General features: G+C 67.4%; 20 protein-coding genes and 2 pseudogenes. 5 read left to right on the top strand and 17 right to left on the bottom strand.

From position 1 onward, the window contains the following. Window positions 1–77: 77 nt before the first annotated feature. On the bottom strand, window positions 78–806 hold the full coding sequence (locus PSR88_RS12955; RefSeq protein ID WP_016882523.1) for an aspartate/glutamate racemase family protein: 729 nt from the start codon (window positions 804–806) through the stop codon (window positions 78–80). Window positions 807–818: 12 nt separating this feature from the next. Continuing rightward, the gene (locus PSR88_RS12960) at window positions 819–2,336 is read right to left on the bottom strand and encodes an NCS1 family nucleobase:cation symporter-1 (protein ID WP_016882522.1); all 1,518 of its coding nucleotides are present in this window, start codon (window positions 2,334–2,336) and stop codon (window positions 819–821) included. A gap of 807 nt (window positions 2,337–3,143) precedes the next feature. Here PSR88_RS12960 and PSR88_RS12965 point away from each other — a divergent pair. After that, window positions 3,144–4,392 (top strand): annotated as a pseudogene (locus PSR88_RS12965) (RNA-guided endonuclease InsQ/TnpB family protein). Between the two features lie 40 nt (window positions 4,393–4,432). Here the strand turns inward: PSR88_RS12965 and PSR88_RS12970 are convergent. The 10 genes and pseudogenes from PSR88_RS12970 to dctA all read right to left on the bottom strand — a co-directional run. Continuing rightward, window positions 4,433–4,801, bottom strand: a pseudogene (locus PSR88_RS12970) (amidohydrolase family protein); the annotation flags it as partial. Further along, window positions 4,794–6,191 (bottom strand): NAD-dependent malic enzyme, encoded by a 1,398-nt coding sequence (locus PSR88_RS12975; RefSeq protein WP_009475263.1) that lies wholly within the window; start codon window positions 6,189–6,191, stop codon window positions 4,794–4,796. The gene PSR88_RS12975 and the pseudogene PSR88_RS12970, both read right to left, overlap by 8 nt. 53 nt (window positions 6,192–6,244) lie before the next feature. Further along, window positions 6,245–7,303: an allantoicase gene (gene alc / locus PSR88_RS12980; RefSeq protein ID WP_009475264.1), complete on the bottom strand. Its 1,059-nt coding sequence runs from the start codon at window positions 7,301–7,303 to the stop codon at window positions 6,245–6,247. Then, the gene (locus tag PSR88_RS12985; RefSeq protein ID WP_016882519.1) at window positions 7,300–8,451 is read right to left on the bottom strand and encodes a glycerate kinase; all 1,152 of its coding nucleotides are present in this window, start codon (window positions 8,449–8,451) and stop codon (window positions 7,300–7,302) included. The genes alc and PSR88_RS12985 overlap by 4 nt, the downstream gene beginning before the upstream one ends. A gap of 8 nt (window positions 8,452–8,459) precedes the next feature. Further along, window positions 8,460–10,265: a glyoxylate carboligase gene (gene gcl, locus PSR88_RS12990; protein WP_016882518.1), complete on the bottom strand. Its 1,806-nt coding sequence runs from the start codon at window positions 10,263–10,265 to the stop codon at window positions 8,460–8,462. A 36-nt stretch (window positions 10,266–10,301) separates the two neighbouring features. Continuing rightward, window positions 10,302–11,186: a 2-hydroxy-3-oxopropionate reductase gene (locus PSR88_RS12995; protein WP_342338183.1), complete on the bottom strand. Its 885-nt coding sequence runs from the start codon at window positions 11,184–11,186 to the stop codon at window positions 10,302–10,304. 40 nt (window positions 11,187–11,226) lie between these two features. Further along, entirely contained in the window at window positions 11,227–12,051 is an 825-nt protein-coding gene (locus tag PSR88_RS13000) for a hydroxypyruvate isomerase family protein (RefSeq protein WP_016882517.1), read from the bottom strand. A gap of 26 nt (window positions 12,052–12,077) precedes the next feature. After that, window positions 12,078–12,485, bottom strand: a complete 408-nt coding sequence (locus PSR88_RS13005; protein WP_011595290.1) for a gamma-glutamylcyclotransferase — start codon at window positions 12,483–12,485, stop codon at window positions 12,078–12,080. A 4-nt stretch (window positions 12,486–12,489) separates the two neighbouring features. Continuing rightward, on the bottom strand, window positions 12,490–13,272 hold the full coding sequence (locus PSR88_RS13010) for an MTAP family purine nucleoside phosphorylase (protein ID WP_011595291.1): 783 nt from the start codon (window positions 13,270–13,272) through the stop codon (window positions 12,490–12,492). Further along, window positions 13,265–14,698: a C4-dicarboxylate transporter DctA gene (gene dctA, locus PSR88_RS13015; protein WP_011595292.1), complete on the bottom strand. Its 1,434-nt coding sequence runs from the start codon at window positions 14,696–14,698 to the stop codon at window positions 13,265–13,267. The genes PSR88_RS13010 and dctA overlap by 8 nt, the downstream gene beginning before the upstream one ends. Window positions 14,699–14,911: 213 nt before the next feature. Between dctA and PSR88_RS13020 the strand changes: the two genes are divergently transcribed. After that, a complete protein-coding gene (locus tag PSR88_RS13020) occupies window positions 14,912–15,682 on the top strand; it encodes an IclR family transcriptional regulator (RefSeq protein ID WP_005260937.1) in 771 nt (256 codons plus the stop codon). A 13-nt stretch (window positions 15,683–15,695) separates the two neighbouring features. Here the strand turns inward: PSR88_RS13020 and PSR88_RS13025 are convergent, their stop codons facing one another. After that, window positions 15,696–17,300: a serine/threonine-protein kinase gene (locus PSR88_RS13025; protein WP_016882516.1), complete on the bottom strand. Its 1,605-nt coding sequence runs from the start codon at window positions 17,298–17,300 to the stop codon at window positions 15,696–15,698. Between the two features lie 162 nt (window positions 17,301–17,462). Here PSR88_RS13025 and PSR88_RS13030 point away from each other — a divergent pair, with 162 nt between their 5' ends. The 3 genes from PSR88_RS13030 to PSR88_RS13040 all read left to right on the top strand — a co-directional run bounded on the left by PSR88_RS13030 (window position 17,463) and on the right by PSR88_RS13040 (window position 19,506). Further along, complete coding sequence (locus tag PSR88_RS13030; RefSeq protein WP_016882515.1) at window positions 17,463–17,678, top strand: hypothetical protein; 216 nt, start codon at window positions 17,463–17,465, stop codon at window positions 17,676–17,678. Continuing rightward, entirely contained in the window at window positions 17,675–18,166 is a 492-nt protein-coding gene (locus tag PSR88_RS13035) for a Clp protease N-terminal domain-containing protein (protein ID WP_011595294.1), read from the top strand. The genes PSR88_RS13030 and PSR88_RS13035 overlap by 4 nt, the downstream gene beginning before the upstream one ends. A 101-nt stretch (window positions 18,167–18,267) precedes the next feature. Then, the gene (locus PSR88_RS13040) at window positions 18,268–19,506 is read left to right on the top strand and encodes a helix-turn-helix transcriptional regulator (protein ID WP_007301542.1); all 1,239 of its coding nucleotides are present in this window, start codon (window positions 18,268–18,270) and stop codon (window positions 19,504–19,506) included. A 78-nt stretch (window positions 19,507–19,584) separates the two neighbouring features. Here PSR88_RS13040 and fdhD read toward each other — a convergent pair whose 3' ends face one another. The 4 genes from fdhD to PSR88_RS13060 are packed head-to-tail and all read right to left on the bottom strand — an operon-like array spanning window position 19,585 to window position 24,431. Then, window positions 19,585–20,406, bottom strand: coding sequence for a formate dehydrogenase accessory sulfurtransferase FdhD (gene fdhD, locus PSR88_RS13045; RefSeq protein WP_011595295.1), 822 nt, complete (start codon window positions 20,404–20,406; stop codon window positions 19,585–19,587). Then, a complete protein-coding gene (locus tag PSR88_RS13050) occupies window positions 20,406–22,712 on the bottom strand; it encodes an FdhF/YdeP family oxidoreductase (protein WP_016882514.1) in 2,307 nt (768 codons plus the stop codon). The genes fdhD and PSR88_RS13050 overlap by 1 nt, the downstream gene beginning before the upstream one ends. A 4-nt stretch (window positions 22,713–22,716) precedes the next feature. Beyond that, window positions 22,717–23,349, bottom strand: coding sequence for an MBL fold metallo-hydrolase (locus PSR88_RS13055; RefSeq protein ID WP_009475279.1), 633 nt, complete (start codon window positions 23,347–23,349; stop codon window positions 22,717–22,719). Next, complete coding sequence (locus PSR88_RS13060) at window positions 23,346–24,431, bottom strand: S-(hydroxymethyl)mycothiol dehydrogenase (RefSeq protein WP_009475280.1); 1,086 nt, start codon at window positions 24,429–24,431, stop codon at window positions 23,346–23,348. The genes PSR88_RS13055 and PSR88_RS13060 overlap by 4 nt, the downstream gene beginning before the upstream one ends. Window positions 24,432–24,670: the final 239 nt, after the last annotated feature.

Here is a 24,670-nt window from a genome sequence, read left to right on the forward strand (position 1 = left end):
CGTTGCGGGCGCGGGATAGGCGCCGTGTCGGCCGTCCGGGGTGAGGACGAAGCTGTACAACTCACTGCATCAGGTGACTACTGCGGTTTCGCGAGCGGCCATCCCGTGATCTGCTTGGGACGCGGGGGCGCGTAGGTGCGCACCTTCGAGGTCGAGAGACCCAACCCTACAAGAGATTCCGCCAATTTCACAGCCGCACTGACTCCGTCGACCACCGGAACGCCGGTGCGCTCCCTGATTCGGTCGTCGAGGCCGGCCATTCCACCGCAGCCGAGGCAGATCACCTCGGCCTTGTCTTCGCGCACAGCAGCTTCGGCCTCGTCGACGATCGCCTCGATCGTGCGCTCGGGGTCGGTTTCCAGGGCGAGGACGGGCAGACCGCTCGCACGTACACTCGCGCACTTGGTGTCGAGGCCCGCGAGCCGGAGCCGATCGTCGATGAGCGGCACGGTGCGGTCGAGGGTGGTGACGACGGAGTACTTGTGTCCCAGCATCATTGCGATACTTGCGGACGCCTCGGTGATGTCGACGACGGGGACGTCGAGCAGTTCCTGCAGGCCCTCCCGGCCGTGTTCGCCGTACCCGGCCTGGATCACCGCGTCGTACGGTTCCGGGTACGACCGCACCCGGTCCATCACCGCGATCGCGGCGAGGTAGCTCTCGAAGTTTCCTTCGACGGATTCCGCACCGATCTCCGGTGTGAGCCCGACGATCTCGGTGCCGGGTGCCGCGACGGCCTCGGCCTGTTTGGCGATGGCGTCCGTGATCGACGTGGTGGTGTTGACGTTGACGACGAGAATACGCATCGAAAGCTCCTGTCAGTGGTCGCCGTGGCCGCTGTCCACGGCGATGGACTCGCCGGACACGTCCACGTACCGCCGGGTGCGGTCGCCGACGACCGCGTAGATGGCCGCCGCCAGGCCGGCTCCGATGAACCACGAGAACGGGGCGACGAGATGGAAGGCGGGGACGATCGCGAACAGGGTGCTGACGAGCGCGGCGGGAACGAGGGCATAGATCGCCCGAAGGTTGAATCCCTTGCGGTAGTAGTAGGTTCCGGTCGGACTGTCCGAGTAGAGGGCGGGTACGTCGACCTTCGTGCGGCGGATGAACCAGTAGTCGACGAAGATGATGCCGAACAGCGGGCCGAGGACGGCACCGAGGCCACCGAGGAAGTAGTTGATCACCACCGGGCTGTCGTAGAGATTCCAGGGCAGCAGGACCACGCCGATGCAGGCGCTGATGATGCCGGCCTTGCGGAAGCTGATCTTCTCGGGGGCGAGGTTCGACAGCACGTACGACGGTGCCACGAAGTTCGCCATGACGTTGACGGCCATCGTCACGATCACGAGGGCGAGGCAGGCCAGCGACAGGAACAGGGTGTTCGGGATCGCCGCGACGATGTCGGTGGGGCTGTCGATGATGGTTCCATCGATCTGGAACTGGGCGCCGCACAGGATGAACGCGATGACGGCGAACGCGAGGACGTTGACGAACAGGCCCCAGAAGTTGCCGCGCACGACGGCGGTCTTCGACGGGGAGCGCCGCGAGAAGTCGCAGAAGTTGAGGATCAGGGTGCCGTAGATCGACATCCAGAGGGCCGCGCCTGCGAAGACCTGCCGCCACATCTCCCCACCCGAGGCGGGCTGATCGGACGTCCACGCGATGGAGAAGTCGGTGCGGAACAGCATCCACAGGGCGAGCGAGCCGACCGTGACCAGGATCAGCGGACCGGCCAGGCTTTCGAATCGGCGCACGGCCTCCATCCCGTAGACGAGGACGACGATCTGGATCGCCCAGATCCCGATGAAGCAGATCCATCCGAGGCTGGAGAGTCCGAGGATCGAGTTCTGGTCGAAGCGGTCGAGCGACGGCGCCACGGCGACGAGGAAGATCCGGAAGACGATCGACGCGAGGTAGGTCTGGATTCCGAACCAGACGATCGCGATGACCGCGCGGACGATGGCGGGAATCTGGGCGCCGCGGATTCCGAAACTGATCCGGCTCATCACGGGGAAGGGCACACCCGTCTTCTGGCCCATGAACCCGGCGTAGGTCATCGCGACGCAGACGATGACCGCGCCGATCATGAGCGACAGGATCATGTGGCCGCCACCCAGCCCGAGCGCGAACAGGCCGATGGCGAAGGAGTAGTTGGCGATGTTGTGGACGTCGTTGGTCCACAGCGTGAAGATGCTGTAGCTACCCCAGCGGCGACCCGAGGCCTTCGTTGGCGCCAGGTCCAGGTTGTAGAGTGTGGTACTCGTCTGGGTCGCTGGCGGCGCCGGCGGCGCGACGGTGGTGGTGTGCCGCGAGACTGTGTCGTCTATGAGCATGTGCCTGTCCTTGCGTGGCGGCGAACGAACTTCCGTATCACGGAAAGTTTGTTCCATTGGTCCCTTCGAGTGTGAGCCAGGCAACAGTGGGCGGTCAATGATTTCGGCAGGATATATCTTGGTGCCGTACCGCCTGGAACACGACAAACCCGCTGTAGCACTAGATCTTTCGGACCCATCGCCATGCAAGGGTGCGGCGGCGTCAGGCCAGTCCGCGGCTGAGCAGTCGGCCCCGGGGCGCCTCGTCGAGGTCGATCCGCTTGCCGGCCAGCCAGGTACTGCGCACGACGCCGGCGAGGGCTGCGTGCACGATTACGCCGCGCCGAACCCGGCGATCTCTTTCAGCGCCAGTTCGCGCGTCGACGTCGGATTCCTGGCCGCGCCGTACCCCCAACGTCCCGGACTTTACGGGCCCTGCACGACGCGGGCGTGTTCGAGTCCAAATGAGCTATCAGCGGAATACCGCCCGTCCAAGCCCGTGAAGAAGCTGATCTGTGGTGCGGGGCCGCTTCGGGAGGGAGGTGGGTGGGTGTGGTTGGCGAGTCGAGTCGTTTCTGATGGTAAGGCTTGCGGCAATGATCGACAGCGCGCTCCACTCGCAGCGCGACGAAGTATGCGACGACCAGAAGTGGTTGCCCCACAATTATTTGCGTATGGGAACTCCCATCGCAGTGCACGTGACGGTGTCGCCGTCGAATTCGGTGAGGGTACCCCGGACTTGTCGGACCCCTCTGTCATGATCTGGTGACACCGCGTCGGCATCGGAGCGGTGAAGGCTCCTCGGCCATCAAAGGTGTTGAGTGCGAAGTGAAACGGATTGTCGTGGTCAAGCTCGTCCCCAGTCCTGATCAGTCTGCGGCGCTGGAATCGACGTTGGTGTTGTGCAATGAGGTTGCCAATGAGTTTGCCGGGTGGGCTCACTCGAGGGGATTGCGGTCGCGGCGGGCATTGCAGGTCGCGCTGTATCCGATGGTGAAGACCCGGGGCCTCTCCGCGCAGCCGGCGTTGCATGTTCTGCGGAAAGTTGCCGACGCGTACACCACCCGGCAGGCGAACCTGAGCAACGGAAACTACGGTCGACCGGGGTCGACTCGGTATACGGCGGTGGCCGGGACCGCGGTCGAGTTCCGGCCGCATGCTGCGCAACCGTTCGACGACAGGTGCCTGTCGTGGCAAGTGGATTCCTCGACTGTGTCGATCTGGACCACGGCGGGCCGGATGCGGGGTGTGCGGTTCGTGTGCGCGCCGTGGCAACGCACACTCCTGGCCGCCCGTAAGGGGGAAACGGACCTCGTCTACCGCGACGGCCTGTTCTACCTGTATGCCACTGTCGACGAACCCGCACCGGAACCGGTCGAGCCGCCGGACACCGCCGCTGGCTGGTTGGGTGTGGATCTGGGGATCGTGAACCTCGCTGTCACCACTGACGACGATCCGACCGCCCTCGACGTGCGGTGGTCCGCCGGGGCAGTGACGGCGCGCCGAAAGAAGAACGCCGCGATGCGCGCAAGTTTGCAGCGAGTCGGCACGAAATCAGCGAAACGGAAATTGAAGACACGGCGACGAAAGGAACAGCGGTTCGCCACCGACATCAACCATCAACTGTCGAAAACTATTGTTGCCCGAGCACAACGCACCGGTCGTGGGATCGCGATACGCGATAGAAGACCTGTCAGGTATCCGCGACCGGGTACGGCTAGCCCGACGGCAACGGACCCAACTCCACTCGTGGGGATACGCCCAGCTACGGGCACAGATCACCTACAAAGCCGAGAGGGCTGGGGTGCCCGTCGCTGTCGTCGACCCCCGGAACACATCGCGGACCTGCTCACAATGCGGGTACTGCGACAAAGCGAACCGGGTCTCGCAAGCAACATTCCGATGCCGCTACTGCCAGTGGACCGGTCACGCCGACCACAATGCGGCCCGCAACATCGCCGCACTCGGACATCGCACCTACAGGGCCGCCCAATCAACCGCGCCCATAGCAGCCACCCCTCCCACAGCCAGTGGGAACGTGAGCAGCAAACCCGGCCCCTCACGGCCGAGTAGTTGATATGCTTCCTGTTGCACTCGACGAGTTGCCACCGTTAACCGACGTACGCCTGATCGGCGGCGACCTGGCGTTTGACGTCCAGTGCCGCGACGTCGACGGTCGGCGGGATGCTGTTGAGCGGCATGTCGACGATCGTGGTCACCCCGCCTGCGGCCGCGGCCCGGGTCGCGCTCGCGAACCCCTCCCACTCGGTGCGGCCCGGTTCGTTGACGTGCACGTGCGTGTCGACGAGACCGGGGATCAGCACCTCGTCGTCGCCCAGTTCGACCACGACCTCGGCGTCGAGTTGGGCGCCGAACGGTTCGATGACGACGATCCGGCCGTCCCGCACACCCACGCAGCGGGCGACCTCCCCCGCCGCGGTGATCACCCGCGGGGCGCGGAACAGCAGGTCGAGCCGGTCAGACATCGTGTTCACCACCTGCGTCGGCAACGCTGCGCACCGCCGCCGCCACGGCCGGGGCGACTGCGGCATCGAACACACTCGGCACGATGTACGTGGGGTTGAGTTCCGACGGAGACACCGAATCGGAGATCGCGCGGGCGGCCGCGATGAGCATGTCGTCGGTGATCTCGACGGCGTGCGCGTCGAGCAGGCCCCGGAACACGCCCGGGAACGCGAGCACGTTGTTGATCTGATTCGGGAAGTCCGACCGTCCGGTCGCGACGACGGCCGCGTGCCTGCCGGCGGCGACGGGATCGACCTCGGGCACCGGATTCGCGAGGGCGAACACGATCGAGTCGGGACCCATCGTCTCGATGTCGTCGCCGGTCAGGATGTCCGGCGCCGAGACACCGATGAACACGTCCGCGCCGACCACTGCGTCCTGCAGCGATCCGGACCGCGCTTCCGGGTTGGTGTTGTTCGCGATCCAGGACCGGAAGGAGTCGGATGTGTCGTCGGGCGAGAGGATTCCGTTCCGCCCGCACGCCACGATGTTCGTCGCCCCCTGCGCGACCAGCAGGCGGATGATCGCGTGTCCGGCGGCGCCGACACCCGACACCACGATCTTCACCGTGTCGAGGCTCTTCTCGACCACCCGCAGGGCGTTGGTCAGGGCGGCGAGAACCACGATTGCGGTGCCGTGCTGGTCGTCGTGGAAGACCGGGATGTCCAGCATGTCGCGGAGCCGTGCCTCGATCTCGAAGCAGCGTGGGGCGGAGATGTCCTCGAGGTTGATTCCGCCGTACACCGGTGCGAGGGCCCGGACGATCTCGACGATCGCGTCCGTGTCCTGGGTGTCCAGGCAGACCGGCCACGCGTCCACGTCCGCGAACTGCTTGAACAGGGCCGCCTTGCCCTCCATCACGGGAATCGACGCGGCGGCGCCGATGTTGCCCAGCCCCAGCACGGCCGAGCCGTCGGTGACGACCGCGACGGTGTTGCGCTTGATCGTCAGCCGCCGCACGTCCTCGGGGTTCTCCGCGATCGCGGTGCAGACCCGGGCGACGCCGGGGGTGTACGCGCGGGACAGGTCGTCGCGGTGCTTGAGCGGAACCTTCGGCACCACTTCGAGTTTCCCGCCGAGATGGAGCAGGAACGTGCGGTCACTGACCTTGCCGACCACGACGCCGGGCACGTCGGCGATCGCGGACGCGATCTGCTCGGCGTGCTCGACGTCGGAGGCGTCGCACGTCACGTCGATGACCATGTGGTCGGGGTGGCTCTCCACCACGTCCAACGCGGTCATGGCGCCCTTCACGGAGGCCACCGCCCCCGCGAGAGTCGAGGTGGTACCTGCGCCGACCGGGGCCGTGACGCGAACGGTGATGGAGTAACCGGGACTGGGATTGGGCATGCGTGTTTCCTCGGGTTCGTCAGGTAGGGGTGGAGAGCGCGCCGGTGCTCGGACTAGCGCGGTGCCTGGTCGGCTACGAGCGCTTGATGGCTCTGGGGAAGGGCTTCCCACCAGGTGCGTCGCGTCTCCGACAGCGCTGTCGCGTCGAGGTCGCCGAACAGCCGCAGCCGGGACAGGCCACCGTCGGGGTAGACGTCGAGTCGCAGGTGCGTGGCCGCGTCGGTGGCGTCCAGAACGAAGCGGTGCCTCGTGTCGGGCTGAACGGCTGTGCGGGACAGCAGTTCGGTCCACGCGCTCTCGTCGGCGATGTCGGCGGTCCGCGCGTCGGCGGTGCTCAGCCGCACCCAGCCGGGCGCGTTCCCCACGTAGTAGCTGGTGTCGATCTCGACGTGCCGGGGATTGCCTGCCGCGGCCAGCGAGAACACAGCGAAGTCGTTGCCGCCGCCACGACGCCGGGAGTTCTCCCAGCCCTCCCCCATGTTCCGGGCCCGGCCGGGAAGGATGATGTTCGCGGGCGACGCGTAGAACGCGTCGGAGCAGCCGACGAGGCGTCCGCCGTTCTCCGCGGCCAGCAGGTCCACCGTCCCGTCGAGGAACCGGGGGTCGGGCACGACCTCACCGTGTACCCGCAACCGTGCGACGCCGCCGTCGGGGTAGATGGACAGCCGCACGTGTGTCCACCGGTGCCGGTCGGCGACGGCGTAGGCGTTCGCGGCGTGCCCCTCGGCCGGGGACTTCTCGACGATGGTCTGCCAGTCCGCCTTCATGACCTCCTCGATGGACGGGTAGCCCTCGATCGACGCCGCCTCGATGGAGATGAAGGGCGGGTAGTTGCCCTTGAAGTGCGCGGTGTCCACGATGATTCCGTGGATGATGCCCGCGGCCCCGAGGCGGACGATCGCGTAGTCGTGGCCGTCGTCGCGGCGGCGGCGGGTCTCCCACCCGTCGTACACCTTGCCCTTGTGCCCGAAATCGGACGGGTCGAAGAACGGGGCCTCCGCCTTGATGAGGTTCTCCCGCTGGGCGAACAGTTCGTCGTTGGCCGCGGAGACGCTTCCGCCGAGGGCGCGTGAGGCGAGGTCGGGTAGTGCGGTGAAGTCGGTTGACGTCATGATTCTCCTCGTGTGCTGAGTGGTGCGAGTTCGGCAGTCGATGCCGCGATCGTGCAGCCGATCCGGCGCAGTAGTTCCGCCGCATCTCTGATCGATCGATGAAGGTCCGGTTCGAGGTCCGCGAGCGCGTATGCCGCGGAGATGCCGGCGCTGTGCAATTGGATGTCGCTGAGCAGATTTCGGCCGCAGACGGCCAGGACGGGGATTCCGGCCCTGCGTGCTTCGGTGGCGACGCCGATCGGCGCCTTGCCGTGGAGACTCTGCTCGTCGAGCGACCCCTCACCGGTGATGACGAGGTCTGCCCCGGCGAGCCTCCCGGGAAAGTCGACGAGCCCGAGGACCGTGTCGATGCCGGGCCGGGTGTCCGCCCCCAGCACCGAGATCGCGCCGAACGCCGCGCCTCCCGCGGCGCCCGCTCCCGCGATCCGGCTGTCGTCGCGGCCGGTCGCGGCGCGCACGACCTGCGCCCACCGGGTCATGGCGTCCTCGAGCACGACCAGTTCTCCTGCGGCGGCGCCCTTCTGGCTTGCGTACACGGCGGTGGCGCCGGTCGGGCCGAGGAGCGGATTGTCGACGTCGCAGGCGAGCCGGAAGTGCCCCGCACGCGCCGCCGGGTGGAGACCGGTCAGGTCGACCCGGGCGGCCCGGAGCAGCGCCGCTCCCCCCTGCGCGACCTCGTTGCCGCCGGCGTCGAGGACATGCACGCCGAGGGCCTGTAACAAGCCGGCACCGCCGTCGGTTGACGCGCTGCCCCCGAGACCGACGATGATCTCGCGGGCTCCCCCCTCCAGCGCGTGCCTGACGACGGTGCCGAGTCCGAATGTACTGGCACCCAAGGGATCCGCCACACCGTTCGGGAGCAGTACCAAGCCCACGGCCGATGCCAGTTCGACCACCGCGGTCGAGCCGCGCACCGCGTAGGACGAGGTGACGGGTAGACCCGTCGGCCCCGTGGTGGCGACCGCGACCGGAGACCACCCTGCCGCGACGGCCGCCGCAACGGTACCGTCGCCGCCGTCCGCGACCGGGACACGATCGATCACCCAGGAGGGATCACCGGCGACGAGTCCGTCGGCAAGGGCGTCCGCCACTTCCGCGGCGGTGAGGGATCCCTTGAACTTGTCGGGTGCGACCAGTACACGTGTCACGGTGCCCCCTAGTCCAGCAGCATGAGGGCTGTGGGAGCGTGCTCCCAGCTCTCCGCCAGGTCCTCGAACTCGGCGACGTTGTCGAGCTCGGTTCCCATCGCGATGTTGGTGACCCGCTCGAGGAAGACCTCGACCACCACCGGCACCTTGTGCTCACCGGCGAGTTCACGGGCCTTCTCGAGAGCGCCTGCGATCTCGCCGGGTTCGGTGACCCGCAGCGCCTTGCAACCCAGACCCTCGGCGACCTTGACGTGATCGACGCCGTAGCCCTTCGGGACCGCGGGCAGCACATCGTGTTCGGTGGTTTCCTGGGTGTTGATGTTGTCGAAGCCCAGCTGCACGCAGAAGTCCATGTCGAATGCGCGCTGCGCCTGCCGGATCAGTCCCAGGTAGGAGTTGTTCACCACGACGTGGATGTACGGCAGGTTGAACTGGGCGCCCACCGCCAGTTCCTCGATCATGAACTGGAAGTCATAGTCACCGGACAGCGCCACGACGGGGGTCTCCGGCTCCGCGGCAACCACTCCGAGAGCGGCGGGGATGGTCCAGCCCAGCGGCCCGGCCTGCCCGCAGTTGATCCAGTTGCGGGCCTTGTAGACGTGCAGGAACTGGCCGCCGGCGATCTGCGAGAGCCCGATCGTGCTGACATACCGGGTGTTGCGCCCGAAGACGCGGTTCATCTCCTCGTACACCCGCTGCGGCTTGACCGGGACGTCGTCGAAGTGGGTCTTGCGCTGCATGGTCCGCTTCCGGGTGGCACAGTCCTCGACCCAGGTGCTGCGGTCCGCCAGGGTTCCGGCGGCCTTGCGCTCCTTCGCGACGGCGACGAACAGTTCGAGCGCCGCCTTGGCGTCGGAGACGATCCCGTAGTCCGGTGCGAACACGCGCCCGATCTGGGTGGGTTCGATATCGACGTGAACGAACTTGCGCCCCTTGCGGTAGGTGTCGAGGCCGCCCGTGTGCCGGTTGGCCCAGCGGTTGCCGATGCCCAGGACGAAGTCCGAGGCCAGCATGGTCGCGTTGCCGTACCGGTGTGCGGTCTGCAGACCGACCATGCCCGCGGCGAGGCGGTGGTCGTCCGGCATGGTGCCCCAGCCCATCAGCGTCGGCACCACCGGAACGTCCAGCAGTTCCGCCAGTTCCACGAGCAGATCCGCGGCGTCGGCGTTGATGATGCCGCCGCCGGCGACGATCAGCGGGCGGTCGGCGGCCCCCAGCATGTCGAGGGCCTTCTCCGCCTGCGCCCGCGTCGCCGCCGGCTTGTACACGGGCAGCGGCTGGTAGGTGTCCGGGTCGAACTCGATCTCCGCCAGTTGCACGTCGATCGGCAGGTCGATGAGAACCGGTCCGGGCCTGCCGGACCGCATCAGGTGAAATGCCTGCGCGAACGCACCCGGAACCTGGGCGGGCTCGAGCACCGTCATCGCCATCTTCGTGACCGGACCCGCGATCGCGGCGATGTCGACGGCCTGGAAGTCTTCCTTGTGCAGGCGCGCGACCGGGGCCTGCCCGGTGATCGCGAGGATCGGGATCGAGTCCGCCATCGCCGAGTACAGGCCGGTGATCATGTCGGTCCCGGCCGGCCCGGAGGTGCCGATGCAGATACCGATGTTTCCGGCCTTGGCCCGGGTGAATCCCTCGGCCATGTGGGATGCGCCCTCGACGTGGCGGGCGAGGACGTGCTTGATCCCACCGTGGTCACGCATTGCTGCGTAGAACGGGTTGATCGCCGCACCGGGGAGGCCGAAGGCCTGGGTGGCACCTTCGAGTTCCAGAATCTTGACCGCTGCGTCAGCGGCGCGCATACGAGGCATATCAGTTCTCCATCGAGGATTACGAGTTGAGGCGGGTCACTGGGAGGGGCGGCCGGACAGCCGCTCCACTCCGCGCAGCAGGCCCGAATGATCGAGGCCACCATCACCGTTCGCACGGGCGGAGGCCATCAGCTGGGCGAGGACGGCGCCGAGGGGTGTCACGACGCCTGCCTCACGGGCAGCGCTGGTGACGATGCCGAGGTCCTTGTGGTGCAGGTCGATGCGGAATCCGGGCTCGAACGACCGGTCCAGCATCTTCTGCGCCTTCTGGTTCAGGACGGCGGATCCGGCGAGCCCGCCGCCGAGTACCTCCACGGCGGCCGCGGTGTCGACACCGTAGGCCTCGAGGAAGATGATCGCCTCCGCGAGGAGCTGGATGTTGCCGGCGACGATCAGCTGGTTCGCTGCCTTCACCGTCTGTCCGGAGCCGTTCGGGCCCACGTGGACCACGGTCTTCCCGACGACGTCGAGGATCGGGCGGGCCGACTCGAAGTCTTCGGGGGCGCCGCCGACCATGATCGACAGTGCGGCGTTGACCGCCCCGGCCTCGCCACCCGACACCGGGGCGTCGATCAGCCGGAATCCACGCTCGGCCGCCTGCGCGGCGAGTGCGGTGGTGACGTCGGGCCGGATGCTGGAGAAGTCGATGATCAGCGCGCCTGCCGGGGCGTGCTCGAAGACTCCGCCCTCACCGGCGAGTACCGCCTGTACGTCGGGCGAGTCGGGGACCATCACGGCCACGACGTCGGCGCCGGCAACGGCCTTGGCGATGGAGTCCGCTGCGGTGCCGCCGGCCTCGACGAGTGCCGCGGTGCGCTCGGGCGAGCGGTTGTATCCGACCACCTGATGGCCGGCGTTGGCGAGATGAACGGCCATGGGGCTGCCCATGATTCCGAGTCCGATGAATGCAATGGTGCTCATGAGGTCTCCTCGAAGTCGTCGTTCGTTGGGGGGGAAGGTGTCAGGCCTCGACGCGCCGCGCGCCGCGCAGCTCACGGGTCAGCCAGTCGAAGGTGTCCGGTCGGGTGGACTTGTACTCGAGCCCCACATATCCGCGGTAGCCGTGTCCGGCGAGCCTCTTCAGGTAGCCGTCGATGTCGAGTGTTCCGGTGCCGGGTTCTCCGCGACCGGGAGCATCCGCGATCTGCACGTGCCCGATGCGGTCCGCGTACGTGTCGATCGCGGCGCCGACGTCGTCGCCGTTGACCTCGAGGTGGTAGAGGTCCGCGAGGAGCCGGAGCGAATCGACACCGTGGTCCGCCTTCACCCGGTCGATCACGGCGATCGCGTCGGCCGCGCTCTTCAGCGGGTACGCCGGCGTGCCGCTGACCGGTTCGACGAGTACGACGGCACCGATGCGATCTGCCGCCTTGCCGGCCTGGGCGAGGTTCTCGGTGGCCGTGCCGTCTTGAATCTTCGGATCCGTCCCGTCGATACGATTACCATACAGGGCGTTGAAAGCTTTGGTGCCCAGCCGTTCTCCGATTCCGACGGTGATGTCGATGTTGTCGCGGAACGCCGAGACCTGCGCCGGGTCGGACAGCAGTCCGCGGTCCCCCGCCGGCATGTTGCCCGCCGCGAAGTTCAACCCGGTGAGCTGCACTCCGGCGTTCTCGATCGCGGCCACGAACGCGTCGACGTCGCTGTCCCGCGGCACGGCGGTGTCGAAGGGCCACCAGAACTCGACGGCGTCGAATCCGGCATCCCGGGCAGCCTGTGGGCGCTGCAGGAGTGGGACGTCGGTGAGCAGGATCGAGCAGTTCAGGGTGTAGGCCAAGGTATCCATCGGTTGTTCTTTCGCTTTCGGGGTGTTCAGGAGACTGCGGTGTTGTCGGGCTCGGGCAGGCCTCGGTAGCGTCGCCAGCCGCCGTGATCGGTGATCTCGGTGAGCTCGCCGGCCCGGCTCTCGAGGAGGCCCGGTCGCAGGCCTACCGCCAGAACCGAACGTCCGTCGGACAGTTCGATCACGGTGAGCTCGAGTTCCTCGGGCTCCTCGGGGAGGAAGTCGGTGCGAATGTCGCCGATCGGTACGTCGTAGAGTTCGCCCTCGATCGAGGCTCCCCCGGTCTCCGTCAGCAGCAGTGCGGGGAATTCGTCACGTACGGAGAAGAATCGGTACTTCGGTGCGGTCCGAACCGTGCCGAGGAACGTGTGTGCAGACACGTTGTGATGCAGGTTTCCGCCACGCATCGCTCCACCGTTGCAGAACAATTCGGTCATCTTGTCAGCTCCTTCTTCCGTAAGCAGGTGTCGCCGCGTCGGACGTGCCTGCGAGTTCGATCGCTACCTGAAGCAGGGCTTCGCGTAGTCGTTTGGTGTTGGCGTCGAGCCCCTCGCGTACCAGGTCCTGGGTGACCGGCCACGGGGTGTCGCTGATGACGTCGTGATCGGTGACCAGAGCGATGCAGGTGTAGGACATGCCCAGTTCGCGGGCCAGCGCCGCCTCGGGATACGGGGTCATGCTGATCAGGTCCCATCCCTGGGCCGCGTACCAACGTGATTCGGCGCGGGTAGAGAAGCGCGGGCCGCGGATCGCAACCATCACACCGCCGTCGTTGACCACCCAGCCGTTCCTGCGGAGCGTCGACACCACCGCTCGGCGCCCGTGGGCGCAGAACGGGTCCGCGAAGGAGATGTGGACGTCGTCGTCGTGGAAGGTGTCGTCGGTGCGGCCCGTGCGGTCGACCAGCTGGTCGGGCACGACAACCGAGCCGACGCCGATCGCCGGGCGCAGCGAGCCGGACGGGGTGGGCGCGAGGATCGTGCGCACGCCGAGGCTGTGCAGGGCCCAGATGTTGGCGCGGGCATTGATGCGGTGGGGCGGGATGTTGCGGTGTCGCCCGGTGCGGGTCAGGTACGCGAGCCGGCGGCCCCCTGACGACCCGAGGACGATGCTGTCCGACGTCGGCCCGTACGGGGTGTCGATGTCGACCTGTTCGGCGTCGTCGAGGAGTCCGTGGTATCCCCAGGTGCCGAGCACTCCGACGGTGGGCTGGGTGTCAGGCATGGTGGTTCACCGTTCCTTCCGAGGCCCCGTTCGCGGTCAGCGCTTCGGGCCTCTCGATCGCCGGCCGTGCCGAGGCGTCCTGGAGGTGTTCGTGCCCGGGGTGCGGGTGGATGGTGACGTCGTCCGGGTCGTCGGGCGTGACCTTCCCGTCGAGAACCGCTCGCATCTTGTCCTTGTCGAGCATGCCCTCCCAGTTCGCGACCACGAACGTGGCGAGGCAGTTACCGAGCAGGTTCGTGAATACGCGCATGGAGTCCATGAGCCGGTCGGCGCCGAGCAGCAACGCGACGGCGGCCACGGGGAACGCGCCGATCGCGGCAGCGGTCGCGGACAGGGCGACGAAGGCCGACCCCGGCACACCCGCCATTCCCTTGGAACTGAGAATGAGGATGCCCATGATCGCGAGCTGCTCGCCGAAGCCGAGGTCCACCCCGACCGCCTGCGCCAGGAACATCATCGCCAGCGACAGGTAGATCGCGGCGCCGTCGAGGTTGAACGAGTAGCCGGTAGGGATCACCAGACCGACGACCGCGCGGTCGCATCCCGCGTTGTCCAACTTCTTGATGATGCGGGGCATGACCGCCTCGGACGATCCGGTGCCCAGGGCGAGCATGAATTCTTCGCGGCAGTACTTGATGAACTTCCACGCGTTCACTCCGGTGATCAGCTTGACCACGATCGACAGCACGACGATGAAGACCAGTGCCGCTCCGTAGCACGCGAGGATGAGCATTCCGAAGGATTTGAGGGAGCCGGCTCCGTAGTTGCCGACGGTGAATGCCATCGCACCGAACGCACCGAGAGGTGCCAGGTACATGATGTAGCCGACGATGCGGAAGATGACGTGCAGCGTCTGGTCGATCACATCCATCAGGATCGGCGGAGCCGATTCACTGAAGGACGCCAGCGCGACACCGAACAGGATCGCGAACAGCAGCACCTGCAGCAGGTTGTTCTGCGCGAACGCATCGAACACGCTGGTCGGGATGATGTGCATGACGAACTCGACGCCACCCGGCAGGTGGCCGCCCTGCGTCTTCTCGTCCAGGGCGCTGGTGTCCAGCGTGGCCGGGTCGATGTTGAGCCCGCTGCCCGGCTTGACGAGGTTTCCGACGAGCAGGCCGAGCCCGAGCGCGAAGGTCGTCGCGGCCGTGAACCAGAGCAGCGCCTTGCCGCCGATCTTTCCGAGCGCTTTCATGCTGCCGACCTTGGCGATGCCGGTGACGATCACCAGGAAGATCAGCGGGGACACGACCATCTTGATCAGCTTGATGAAGCCCTCACCCAGTGGCGCCAGGTGATGGGAAAACTCCGGAAACAGGATTCCGGTGGCGATGCCCAGGGCGATTCCGATCAGGACCTGGACGAAAAGTGATCTGTACCAACGCTGCTTTGTGGGTTTCGCAGCGATTTCGACTTCAGACACGGGGCCCTCCCTCGGGGCTCGGTGTTTTCCATATTATGGAAGTTGTATTTCGTATCTCGATATAGTGAACGCCGTCACACCGAGTTTTGTCAACCGATGTAGCGAAGGAATCGTCGCGATCCGCCACTCCCGCGCTATCGTCATACGGAGCGCCCTTTCCGCCTGACGGAAAGAATGTGGGGGCTCTCGGGCAGTCAGAGGATGGAGACAGACATGACGAACGGTCAGAGTCCGGCCGGCGGCGTGCAGTCGGTCGAGCGCGCATTCGACATACTCGAGATAATGGCGAGCGCCGGCGGGTCCATCGGGGTCAGCGAACTCGCCGACCTGGCCGGACTCCCCCTCCCGACCATCCACCGGCTCATCCGCACCCTGATGAACCGCGGATACGTGCGGCAGCTACCCACCCGGCGGTACGCGCTCGGGCCCAAGCTCATCCGCCTCGGCGAGAGCGCCACCCAGCTGATCGGCGCCTGGTCCCGACCGCACCTGTCCGAACTGGTGCGAGGCACCGGCGAGACCGCGAACATGGCCGTCCTCGACGGCACCATGGCCGTCTACGTCGCGCAGGTGCCGTCCGAACACGCGATGCGCATGTTCACCGAGGTCGGCCGACGCGTCTACCCGCACTGCACCGGCGTCGGCAAGGCCATCCTCATGCAGCTGTCGAATGACGCCGTGCGCTCACTGGTCGGCCGGACCGGAATGACGACGTACACCGAGAACTCTTTGACCGACCCCGACATGTTGATTGCCGATCTCGAATTGAGCCGAAACCGCGGGTTCGCGATCGACGAGGGCGAGCAGGAGATCGGCGTCCGGTGCTTCTCGGTGCCGGTGCCGAACGCTCCGACCCCCACCGCCATTTCCGTCTCGGGGCCTGCGGCCCGCGTCACCCTCGAGTCGGCGGACCACATCGTGCCGCTGCTCAAGCGCGTGGCGAAGGAACTCGGCACCGAGTTCGACAAGAACGCCGCGCTCTGATCGGAACCCCACCTCAGCGGTACGCGGATTCGACCATCGGTTCGGTCGCGATGACCTGCCCGTCGCCACCGACGATGGTCAGCGCCGTCGGCGTCACACGATATTGGGTGCCGTTGCCCGCGTTGGTGGCGACGAACCCGGACCCGTTCGGAACGGGGTCGTCGACGGAAATGGCGGCACCGTCGCTGATGCGTACGCCCTGGTAGTAGTACCGTCCGACCCCCGTCTGGCAGACGACGACGAGTGATTTCGTGGTGCGCCCGATGAACGCCGCCGGGTTGGTGTGGTTGCAGCGCGCGTCCGCGGGCGACATGAAGCCCTGCCCGTCCGTGCCGGACACCTCCCCGACCAGCGGCGGCGCCGCCACCGTCGTTCGCGTGGTCGTCGTCCTCGTGGTCGTCGTCCTCGTGGTCGCGGACGGAATTGTCGGAGGCGGAGCGGGTGCCGCGGACTCGGTCGACATCCGCACGACGGGTGGTTGCGCAATGGTGGTGACCGCGGCTGTCAACGGGTCGTCCGACCGGTTTCGGTCCAGGACCAGCCAGCCGACCACCCCTCCCAGCGCAAGGACCGCCACCACCAGCAGCGTCACCATCACGGGCACGGCGGTGGATCGCCTCTTCTGCGGAGGCGGACCGGCCGCGTAGCTCGAACGCGGCGGCGGGTGGTGCGGGGGCGGAGCGAGCGGGCCTTGCGGAACGCTGGTCGACGGGTACTCCGGTGGCCGTCCGACACTGTCGATCCGGGTCGGTGCGTGCAGGCCCGCGACCTCGGTCCGGGCAGGCGGCCGCCCCGACAGCGCGGCGCGCGCTGCGGCGGCCAATGCGCCCGCGGTGCGATAGCGCGCATCGCGACTTTTAGCGAGACCCGTCGCGACGACGCCGTCGAACGCGGCGGGGATGTCGGGCCGGACGGCGCTCGGTCGCGGGGCAGGAGCCGCCAGGTGCGCCCGGATCGCGCTGCTGATGCTGTTCGACGGGAACGGGATCGCCCCGGTCAGGCACTCGTGCAGCACACACGCCAGCGAGTAGACATCGGCCCGACCGTCCACCGGGGCGTTGTCGAATCGCTCCGGCGCCATGTACGCGTAGGAGCCGACAGCGCTGCCGAGCGTGGTGAGCCGGAGGTCCGAACTCGAGTGGGCGATTCCGAAGTCCACGAGGTAGGCGAAATCGTTGGCAGTGACCAGGATGTTCTCGGGCTTCACGTCCCGGTGGACCAAGCCGTCCGCGTGTGCAGCGTCGAGGGCGGACGCGATTTGCTCCACGATGACGACTGCTCGCGACGCGTCCATCGGGCCCTGCGAACGCAGCAACGACCGCAGATCCTGGCCCGGAACGAGGCGCATGTCGATGTAGAGGACGCCGTCGATCTCGCCCCAGTCGTGGATTGGGATTACGTGCGGCTCCTGCAACCTCGCCGCGACGTGTGATTCGCGGCGGAAACGCTGCTGAAAGGTCGCGTCGTTCGCCAGTTCCAGGTCGAGGAGTTTCACGGCCACGGTGCGCCCCTTGACCGTGTCGAACGCTTCGTAGACCTCGCCCATCCCGCCGCGTCCCAGCAGCGCGCGCAGTTGGTACTGCCCGAACTGCGTGCCGACCCGCGACCCTGCCGCCATTCTTCCGTTCCCCTCGACGACCGCGTGTGCGGCACGGACCTCCCGACCGGAGCTGATTCTTCCCCATCGCGGCGGGATGCGACACCGCCGGCGGGGCGGCGGGCGCCAGGGCCGGTATCAACGAAGGTTGACGGATTCGCCTCATCAACTTAAGTTGATACCGTGAGTGACGATCCGAACCCGGCAACCGCTTTCGCTGCCGTCGTCGCGCTGCGGCGTCAGGCCGATCAGCTCGAGCGTGACGCCGTCGCACACGCACTGTCCGCCGGCTGGACCTGGGCGGACATCGGCCACGCTCTCGGCGTCTCGGGTCAGGCGGCGCACAAACGCCTCGGTCCCGGACGATCCTCCGCCAAGAAGACGAGGGGCACACGATGAAACTCACCCGGGCATGGCGCGACATGCGGACGATGAAGACGCTGTTCTCCGAAACGGAAGCCGAGGCCGACCGGCTGGGCGACCGGGAACCGGGTCTCGAGCACCTGCTGCTCGCATCGTTCGCGCTGCCGGACGGTACGGCAACCCGAGTATTCGAGCGTCTCGGATCGAACCGGGACGCACTGCGCGAGGCGGTCATTCGCGTGCACGGGGAAGCCCTCGCGGCGGCAGGCATGACGGACGCGGGCGTCGCCACCAGCGCACTGAGCCGCCCCCGCACCGGACCGCTGCGACTGACCGAACCGGCCCAGGCCGCGTTCCGCAATGCGGTGGCTCTCGCGAAGTCGGAACGGAGACCGATCGTCGGAGCCGACCTCGTCGCAGCCGTCGCCACCATCACGCACGGCACCACGGCGCGGGCACTGGAATTGCTGGAACTCGTCCGATCCGACGTCGTCGATGCCGCCCGCGCCGAGCCGGCACCGTGAGCGGACGGCCCAGGCCCGGCAGTCGCCGCCTGCGCGGATAGGCTCGACACGTGGTTCTTCCCAGCTCGACTTCTGTGTCCCCTGCAGATGTTCTCGGTTCCATGCGGGACGTCATCGACGGTCCGCTGCCCGACATCGCCGTCCGCTTCTCCAAGTTCCTCGCCGACATCTGGCCGCACACCGCGCTCGTGATCTTCACCCGGGAATGCACGGGACGTCCCCGCAAGGTCAGCGGAGATCCGTCGGTGGTCGAGCGCGTCACCATCGCCGAACTGGATGCGTTGCGCACCCGCATGACGGAAGGCACTCCTTTCGACGACCAGACCGTGATTGCCGGCGCGAAGCGGAAGGTGTGGGCGCTGCTGGACGCGACGGGGACTCTCCTCCTCGTTCTCCCGAAGCCGCGGCAGCGCATTCGTGAGGTCCCGCTGGTCGCCGGCGCGTTCGGCGTCGTCGCCGTGTCGATCCGGCACCAGGTGGCGCAGGCGAGCCCGGCGTACCTGGCGGAGTCGCGGGCGGCGTCGAGCGAACGGGCCAGGACCATCGTGGAGCTGACGGACCTGCACGCGGCGACGCTCGAATCGATCCTGTCGACTCTCCGGTCCAAGGACCTCGACGACCGTCGGTCGCGGATCACGGCGAGCGAGACGGCGTCCTCGGCGCTGGTGACCCTGCGCTCCGCGGGCGAATCCGACCGCAACCTCGCGGAGGAAGCGGTCACCACCGCGTTCGCCCGGCTGCAGGGCGAATTGCGGCCGCTGCTCCAGCACCGTCCCGTGCGCGTCGACTACGTCGATCCGCCGGTGGACGGCCGGGCGTTGCCCGGCGAAGTGGCCAGTGCGGCGCGGGCCGTCGTCCGGAGCGCCGTCCTGGCATTCGCGGCGCAGGCCGCCCTCGAGCGAATCCGCATCGCCTGGGACTGTGACGGCGCGAACCTCCTGGTCGAGGTCCGCGACGACGGCGACGGCGGTCTCGACACCGATGCGCTGGTGCGGCAATTGTCCGGCCGGGTGCACACGCTCGGTGGCCGGATCGACGTCGAGTCGGTCGACGGGTGGGGGTCCCGGGTGGCCGTCGCGATCCCCCTCGACGTACCGGTGGCGCGACCGGACGAACAGCAACTCGGCGACCTCAACCCCCGCGAACTCGAGGTCCTGGGTCACCTCGCGACCGGCAAGCGGAACAAGGCGATCGCCGACAGCCTCGGCATCAGCGAGAGCACGGTCAAATTCCATGTCGCGGGTGTGCTGAAGAAGCTCGGGGTGGCGTCCCGAGGTGAGGCGGGCGCGATCGCCCTCGAGGCGGGCATCCGCGCCGACACCACCGGCAGGCACGCATGAGCGTCGCGACGCCGCCGATCGGGCGCTGACCCCCGCACGTGAGTGGCAAGTATGTGGGCGCACGCTTTGCCACTCACGTCAGGTGATGCGGTCCGGGTGGGTGTAGATGTTCATGGTGGTGCCGCGGAGGAACCCGATGAGGGTGAGCCCGGTGTCGTGGGCGAGGTCGATCGCCAGCGACGAGGGTGCGGACACGGCGGCGAGGATCGGGATGCCGGCCATCACCGCTTTCTGCGCCAGTTCGAACGACGCCCGGCCGGACACGAGCAGGATGCTCCCCCGCAGCGGAACCCGGTTCTGTTCGGTGGCCCAGCCGATCAGCTTGTCGACGGCATTGTGCCGTCCCACGTCCTCCTTGATCGCGAGCAGTTCCCCGGTGCGGGTGAACAATCCGGCCGCGTGCAGGCCCCCGGTGGTCTCGAACACCCGCTGCGCGGCCCGCAGCCGGTCGGGCAGCTCCGCGATCGTCGCGGCCGGCACCCGCACCGTGTCGGTGGCCGGTGAGTGCTTCGTCCGCTGCCGGATCGCGTCCAGCGACGCCTTCCCGCACACCCCGCACGACGAGGTGGTGTAGAAGTTGCGTTCGATACCGGTGTCGGGCAGGAACACCCCGGCCGCGAGGTCCACGTCGAGGACGTTGTAGGTGTTGACACCGTTGTCGTCGACGCTGTTGCAGTAGCGGATCGACGCGATGTCCGCGCGGTCGGCGATGATGCCCTCGGTCAGCAGAAACCCCTGCGCCAGTTCGACATCGGAACCGGGGGTGCGCATGGTGACCGCCAGCGGTGTCCCGTTCACCCGGATCTCGAGCGGCTCCTCCACCACCACGGTGTCCGGTCGGGTGGACTGCCGGGTGTCGGTGATCCGGGTGACCGGGGTCCGGGTGGTCACACGCCCCATCAGAGACGCCGTTCGAGACGGATCGTGATCGCCTTCGACACCGGGGTGTTCGACGTCCGGGCCACGTGATCGAGCGGGATCAGCGGATTCGTCTCCGGGTAGTAGGCGGCGACGTTCCCCCGCGGCGTCGGGTACGGCACCAGCCGGAAGTCGTCGGCGCGGCGCTCCTGCACCGTCCCGTCGGGGGTGGTCCATTCGGAGATCAGGTCCACCCGGTCCCCGTCCGCGTACCCGAACGCGGCGATGTCCTCGGGCGCGATGAACAGCACCCGCCGACCGCCCTTCACGCCGCGGTAGCGGTCGTCGAGACCGTAGATGGTGGTGTTGTACTGATCATGTGACCGCATCGTCTGCAGGATGAGCTTCCCCTGCGGGACCGGCAGCCAGCACAGCTCGTTGACCGTGAAATTGGCCTTCCCCGTGTCCGTCACGAACCGGCGCTCGTCGCGGGGTGGATGCGGCAACCCGAACCCGTCCGGTTGACGGACCTTGGCATTGAAGTCCTCGAACCCGGGAACGACCCGGGCGATGGAATCGCGGATGCGGTCGTAGTCGGCGGTGAATTCCGACCACGGCACCGAATGGTCGGGACCGAACAGGGCCTGCGCGATCCCACACACGATGGCGACCTCACTGCGCAACTGGTCACTCGCGGGTGTGAGGCTGCCGCGGGACAGGTGCACCATCGACATCGAATCCTCGACCGTGACCTGCTGTTTCTTACCGGACCGCACGTCCTTGTCGGTGCGGCCCAGCGAGGGCAGGATCAGCGCGGTCCGCCCCGTCACCAGGTGCGAGCGGTTCAGTTTCGTCGACACCTGCACGGTCAGCGCGCACCCCCGCAACGCGGCCTCGGTGGTCTCGGTGTCCGGGGTGGCGGAGACGAAGTTGCCGCCCATCCCGAGGAACACCGACGCCTTCCCGTCCCGCATCGCCCGGATCGAGTCGACCGCGTCCAGACCGTGCTCGCGCGGCGAGCGGATGCCGAATTCGGCGTCGAGGGCGGCCAGGAACGACTCGGGCATCTTCTCCCAGATCCCCATCGTCCGGTCGCCCTGGACGTTGGAGTGGCCGCGCACCGGGCACACCCCGGCCCCGGGCTTGCCGATCATCCCCTGCAGCAGCAGCAGGTTCACCGCGTCCTGGATGGTCGCGACCCCGTGCGTCTGCTGCGTCAGCCCCATCGCCCAGCAGATGATGGTCTTCTTCGAGGAGATCAACGCGTCCGCCGTCTGCTGGATCTGCGCGAGCGTCAGCCCGGTCGCCGCCGCCACCGTGCCCAGATCGACCTGCCGCAGATGCGCCGCACACTCCTCGAACCCCGCGGTGTGCCGGTCGATGAACTCCCGGTCCAGCACCGTCCCGGGATTGCGGTCCTCCGCCTCGAGCAGCAACCGGCCCAAACCCTGGAACAGGGCCTGGTCGCCGCCGATCCGGATCTGCAGGAACTCGTCCGCGATCTGCACACCGTCACCGACCACCCCGTGCACCTTCTGCGGGTCCTTGAACCGCATCAACCCCGCCTCCGGCAACGGGTTGATCGCGATCACCTTCGCCCCGTTGGCTTTCGCCTTCTCCAGGGTCGAGAGCATCCGCGGGTGATTGGTGCCCGGGTTCTGCCCGGCGATCAGGATCAGGTCCGCGTTCTCGAGGTCGGGAACCGACACCGACCCCTTCCCGATCCCGATCGTCTCCACCAACGCACTGCCCGACGACTCGTGGCACATGTTCGAGCAGTCCGGCAGGTTGTTGGTTCCGAACGCCCGGATCATCAACTGGTACACGAACGCCGCCTCATTGCTGGTGCGCCCGGACGTGTAGAACACCGCCTCGTGCGGCGACGCCAACGCCCGCAACTCCCCGGCGATCATCGCGAACGCCGCGTCCCAGCCGATCGGCTCGTAGTGCGACGACCCCGGCAGCAGCACCATCGGATGCGTCAACCGGCCCTGCTGCCCCAACCAGAACTCGGTCCGACCCAGCAGATCCGACACCGCATGCGCCGCGAAGAACTCCGGGCCGACCTTGCGGGTGGTCGCCTCCTCCGCGACCGCCTTCGCACCGTTCTCGCAGAACTCCGCATGCTTGCGGTGCCCCGGAGTCTCCGGCCACGCACACCCCGGACAGTCGAACCCCTCCCGCTGATTCAACTTCATCAACGTCCGGGCCGTGCGCACCGGTCCCATCTGCTCGAGCCCACGACGCAACGACACCAACACCGCAGGAACACCTGCCGCATAGGATTTCTCGTGCGTGACGACGACATCGTCCTCGTCGAAGGTGTACCTGTCGGTGGTGTCGGTCATGGAGTCAGTTTCCTCGTGCAATCCATTCGGCGAGGTGTGGGGCCTCGGTGCCGATCGTGGTTCCGTCACCGTGTCCGGTGTGGACGAGCGTTTCTTCGGGAAGAGCGAACAGCCGGTCGCGGATCGACCCGATGATGGTCGGGAAATCCGAGTACGACCGGCCCGTGGCGCCGGGACCGCCCGAGAACAGGGTGTCGCCGGAGAACAGTGCCCCGGCCTCGGGCAGGTACAGGCACACCGACCCCGGTGAGTGACCGGGCGAGTGGATCACCTGGATCTCGGTGCCCGCGATGGCGATCCGCTGTTCGTCCTCGAGATGCCAGTACTTGGCGTCGGGGTGGCTCATCTTCCACAGCACGTCGTCGCCGGGGTGCAGCAGCACAGGGGCGTGCAGACGCTCGGCCAGTTCGGGGGCGACGGTGACGTGGTCGTTGTGACCGTGCGTGCAGATCACGGCATTCACGTGCCTGCCTCCGACCGCGTCGATGATCGGCTGCGCGGTGTGGGCGGCGTCGACGATCACGACGTCGGTGTCGTCACCGATCAGCCAGATGTTGTTGTCGACGTTCCACTCTCCGCCGTCGAGGGCGAACGTTCCCTCGGTGACGACCCGCTCGATCCGCAATTGCCCGCTCACAGAACGACCACCGAACGCAGCACCTCACCGGCGTGCATGCTGTGGAACGCCGCTTCCACCTCGTCGATCTTGATGCGCTCGGTGACGAACTTGTCCAGCGGCAGCCGGCCCTGCTGGTACAGGTCGACGAGCACCGGGAAGTCGCGCTCGGGCAGGCAGTCGCCGTACCACGAGGACTTCAGGGATCCGCCGCGGGAGAAGAAGTCGATCAGCGGCATCTCGAGGGTCATGTCGGGGGTCGGGACACCGACCAACACGACGGTGCCGGCGAGGTCGCGGGCATAGAACGCCTGCTTCCACGTCTCCGGGCGGCCGACCGCATCGATCACGACGTCGGCGCCGAAACCGCCGGTGAGTTCCTGCACGGCCGAGACGGCGTCCACCTGGCCGCCGTTGATCGTGTGCGTCGCGCCCAGGTCCTTCGCCCATTCGAGCTTCTTGTCGTCCCGGTCGATCGCGATGATCTTCACGGCGCCTGCCAGGCGGGCGCCCATGATCGCGGCGTCGCCGACACCACCGCAGCCGATGACGGCGACGGTGTCACCGCGGGAGACGTTGCCGGTGTTCACGGCGGCACCGAGGCCGGCCATTACGCCGCAGCCGAGCAGTCCGACGACTGCCGGGTCGGCGGACGGATCCACCTTGGTGCACTGTCCGGCGTGGACGAGCGTCTTGTCGGCGAACGCGCCGATCCCCAGGGCGGGAGTCAGTTCGGTGCCGTCCTCGAGCGTCATCTTCTGCGCGGCGTTGTGCGTGTCGAAGCAGTACTGCGGGCGGCCGCGCTTACAGGCGCGGCACTGACCGCAGACGGCGCGCCAGTTTAGGACGACGAAGTCGCCGACCGCCACGGACGTGACGCCTTCGCCGACACTCTCGACGATGCCGGAAGCCTCGTGGCCCAGCAGGAATGGGAACTCGTCGTTGATCCCGCCGTCGCGGTAGGTGAGGTCCGTGTGGCACACACCGCATGCCGCGATGTCGACTACCACCTCTCCGGGACCGGGGTCCGGAATGTTGACGGTCGCGATCTCGACGGGGGCACCCTTGGAGCGGGCGATGACGCCTCGTACCTGCTGCGGCATTGGACTCATTCCTTCGGTCGATCAGTCATAGCGGGATCGATGCATGGCCATAAATGCACCTCTCCCGAGACCTTACGTCCCGGAAGTTCACGGAGGGACTGATCGAAGTGAGAGGTTGACCTAGCCGGAATGCCAGCCGCTCACTGAGGTCTTGCGGCAGAGGTCATGGCAGGAAACTGACGGTTGACACGCCGCGGTATATACAGGACTATACATCTCGAAGAGTGAGGCACACCACA

This window comes from Rhodococcus sp. DK176, assembly GCF_038447315.2.
GTDB classification, from domain to species: domain Bacteria; phylum Actinomycetota; class Actinomycetes; order Mycobacteriales; family Mycobacteriaceae; genus Rhodococcus_F; species Rhodococcus_F jostii_A.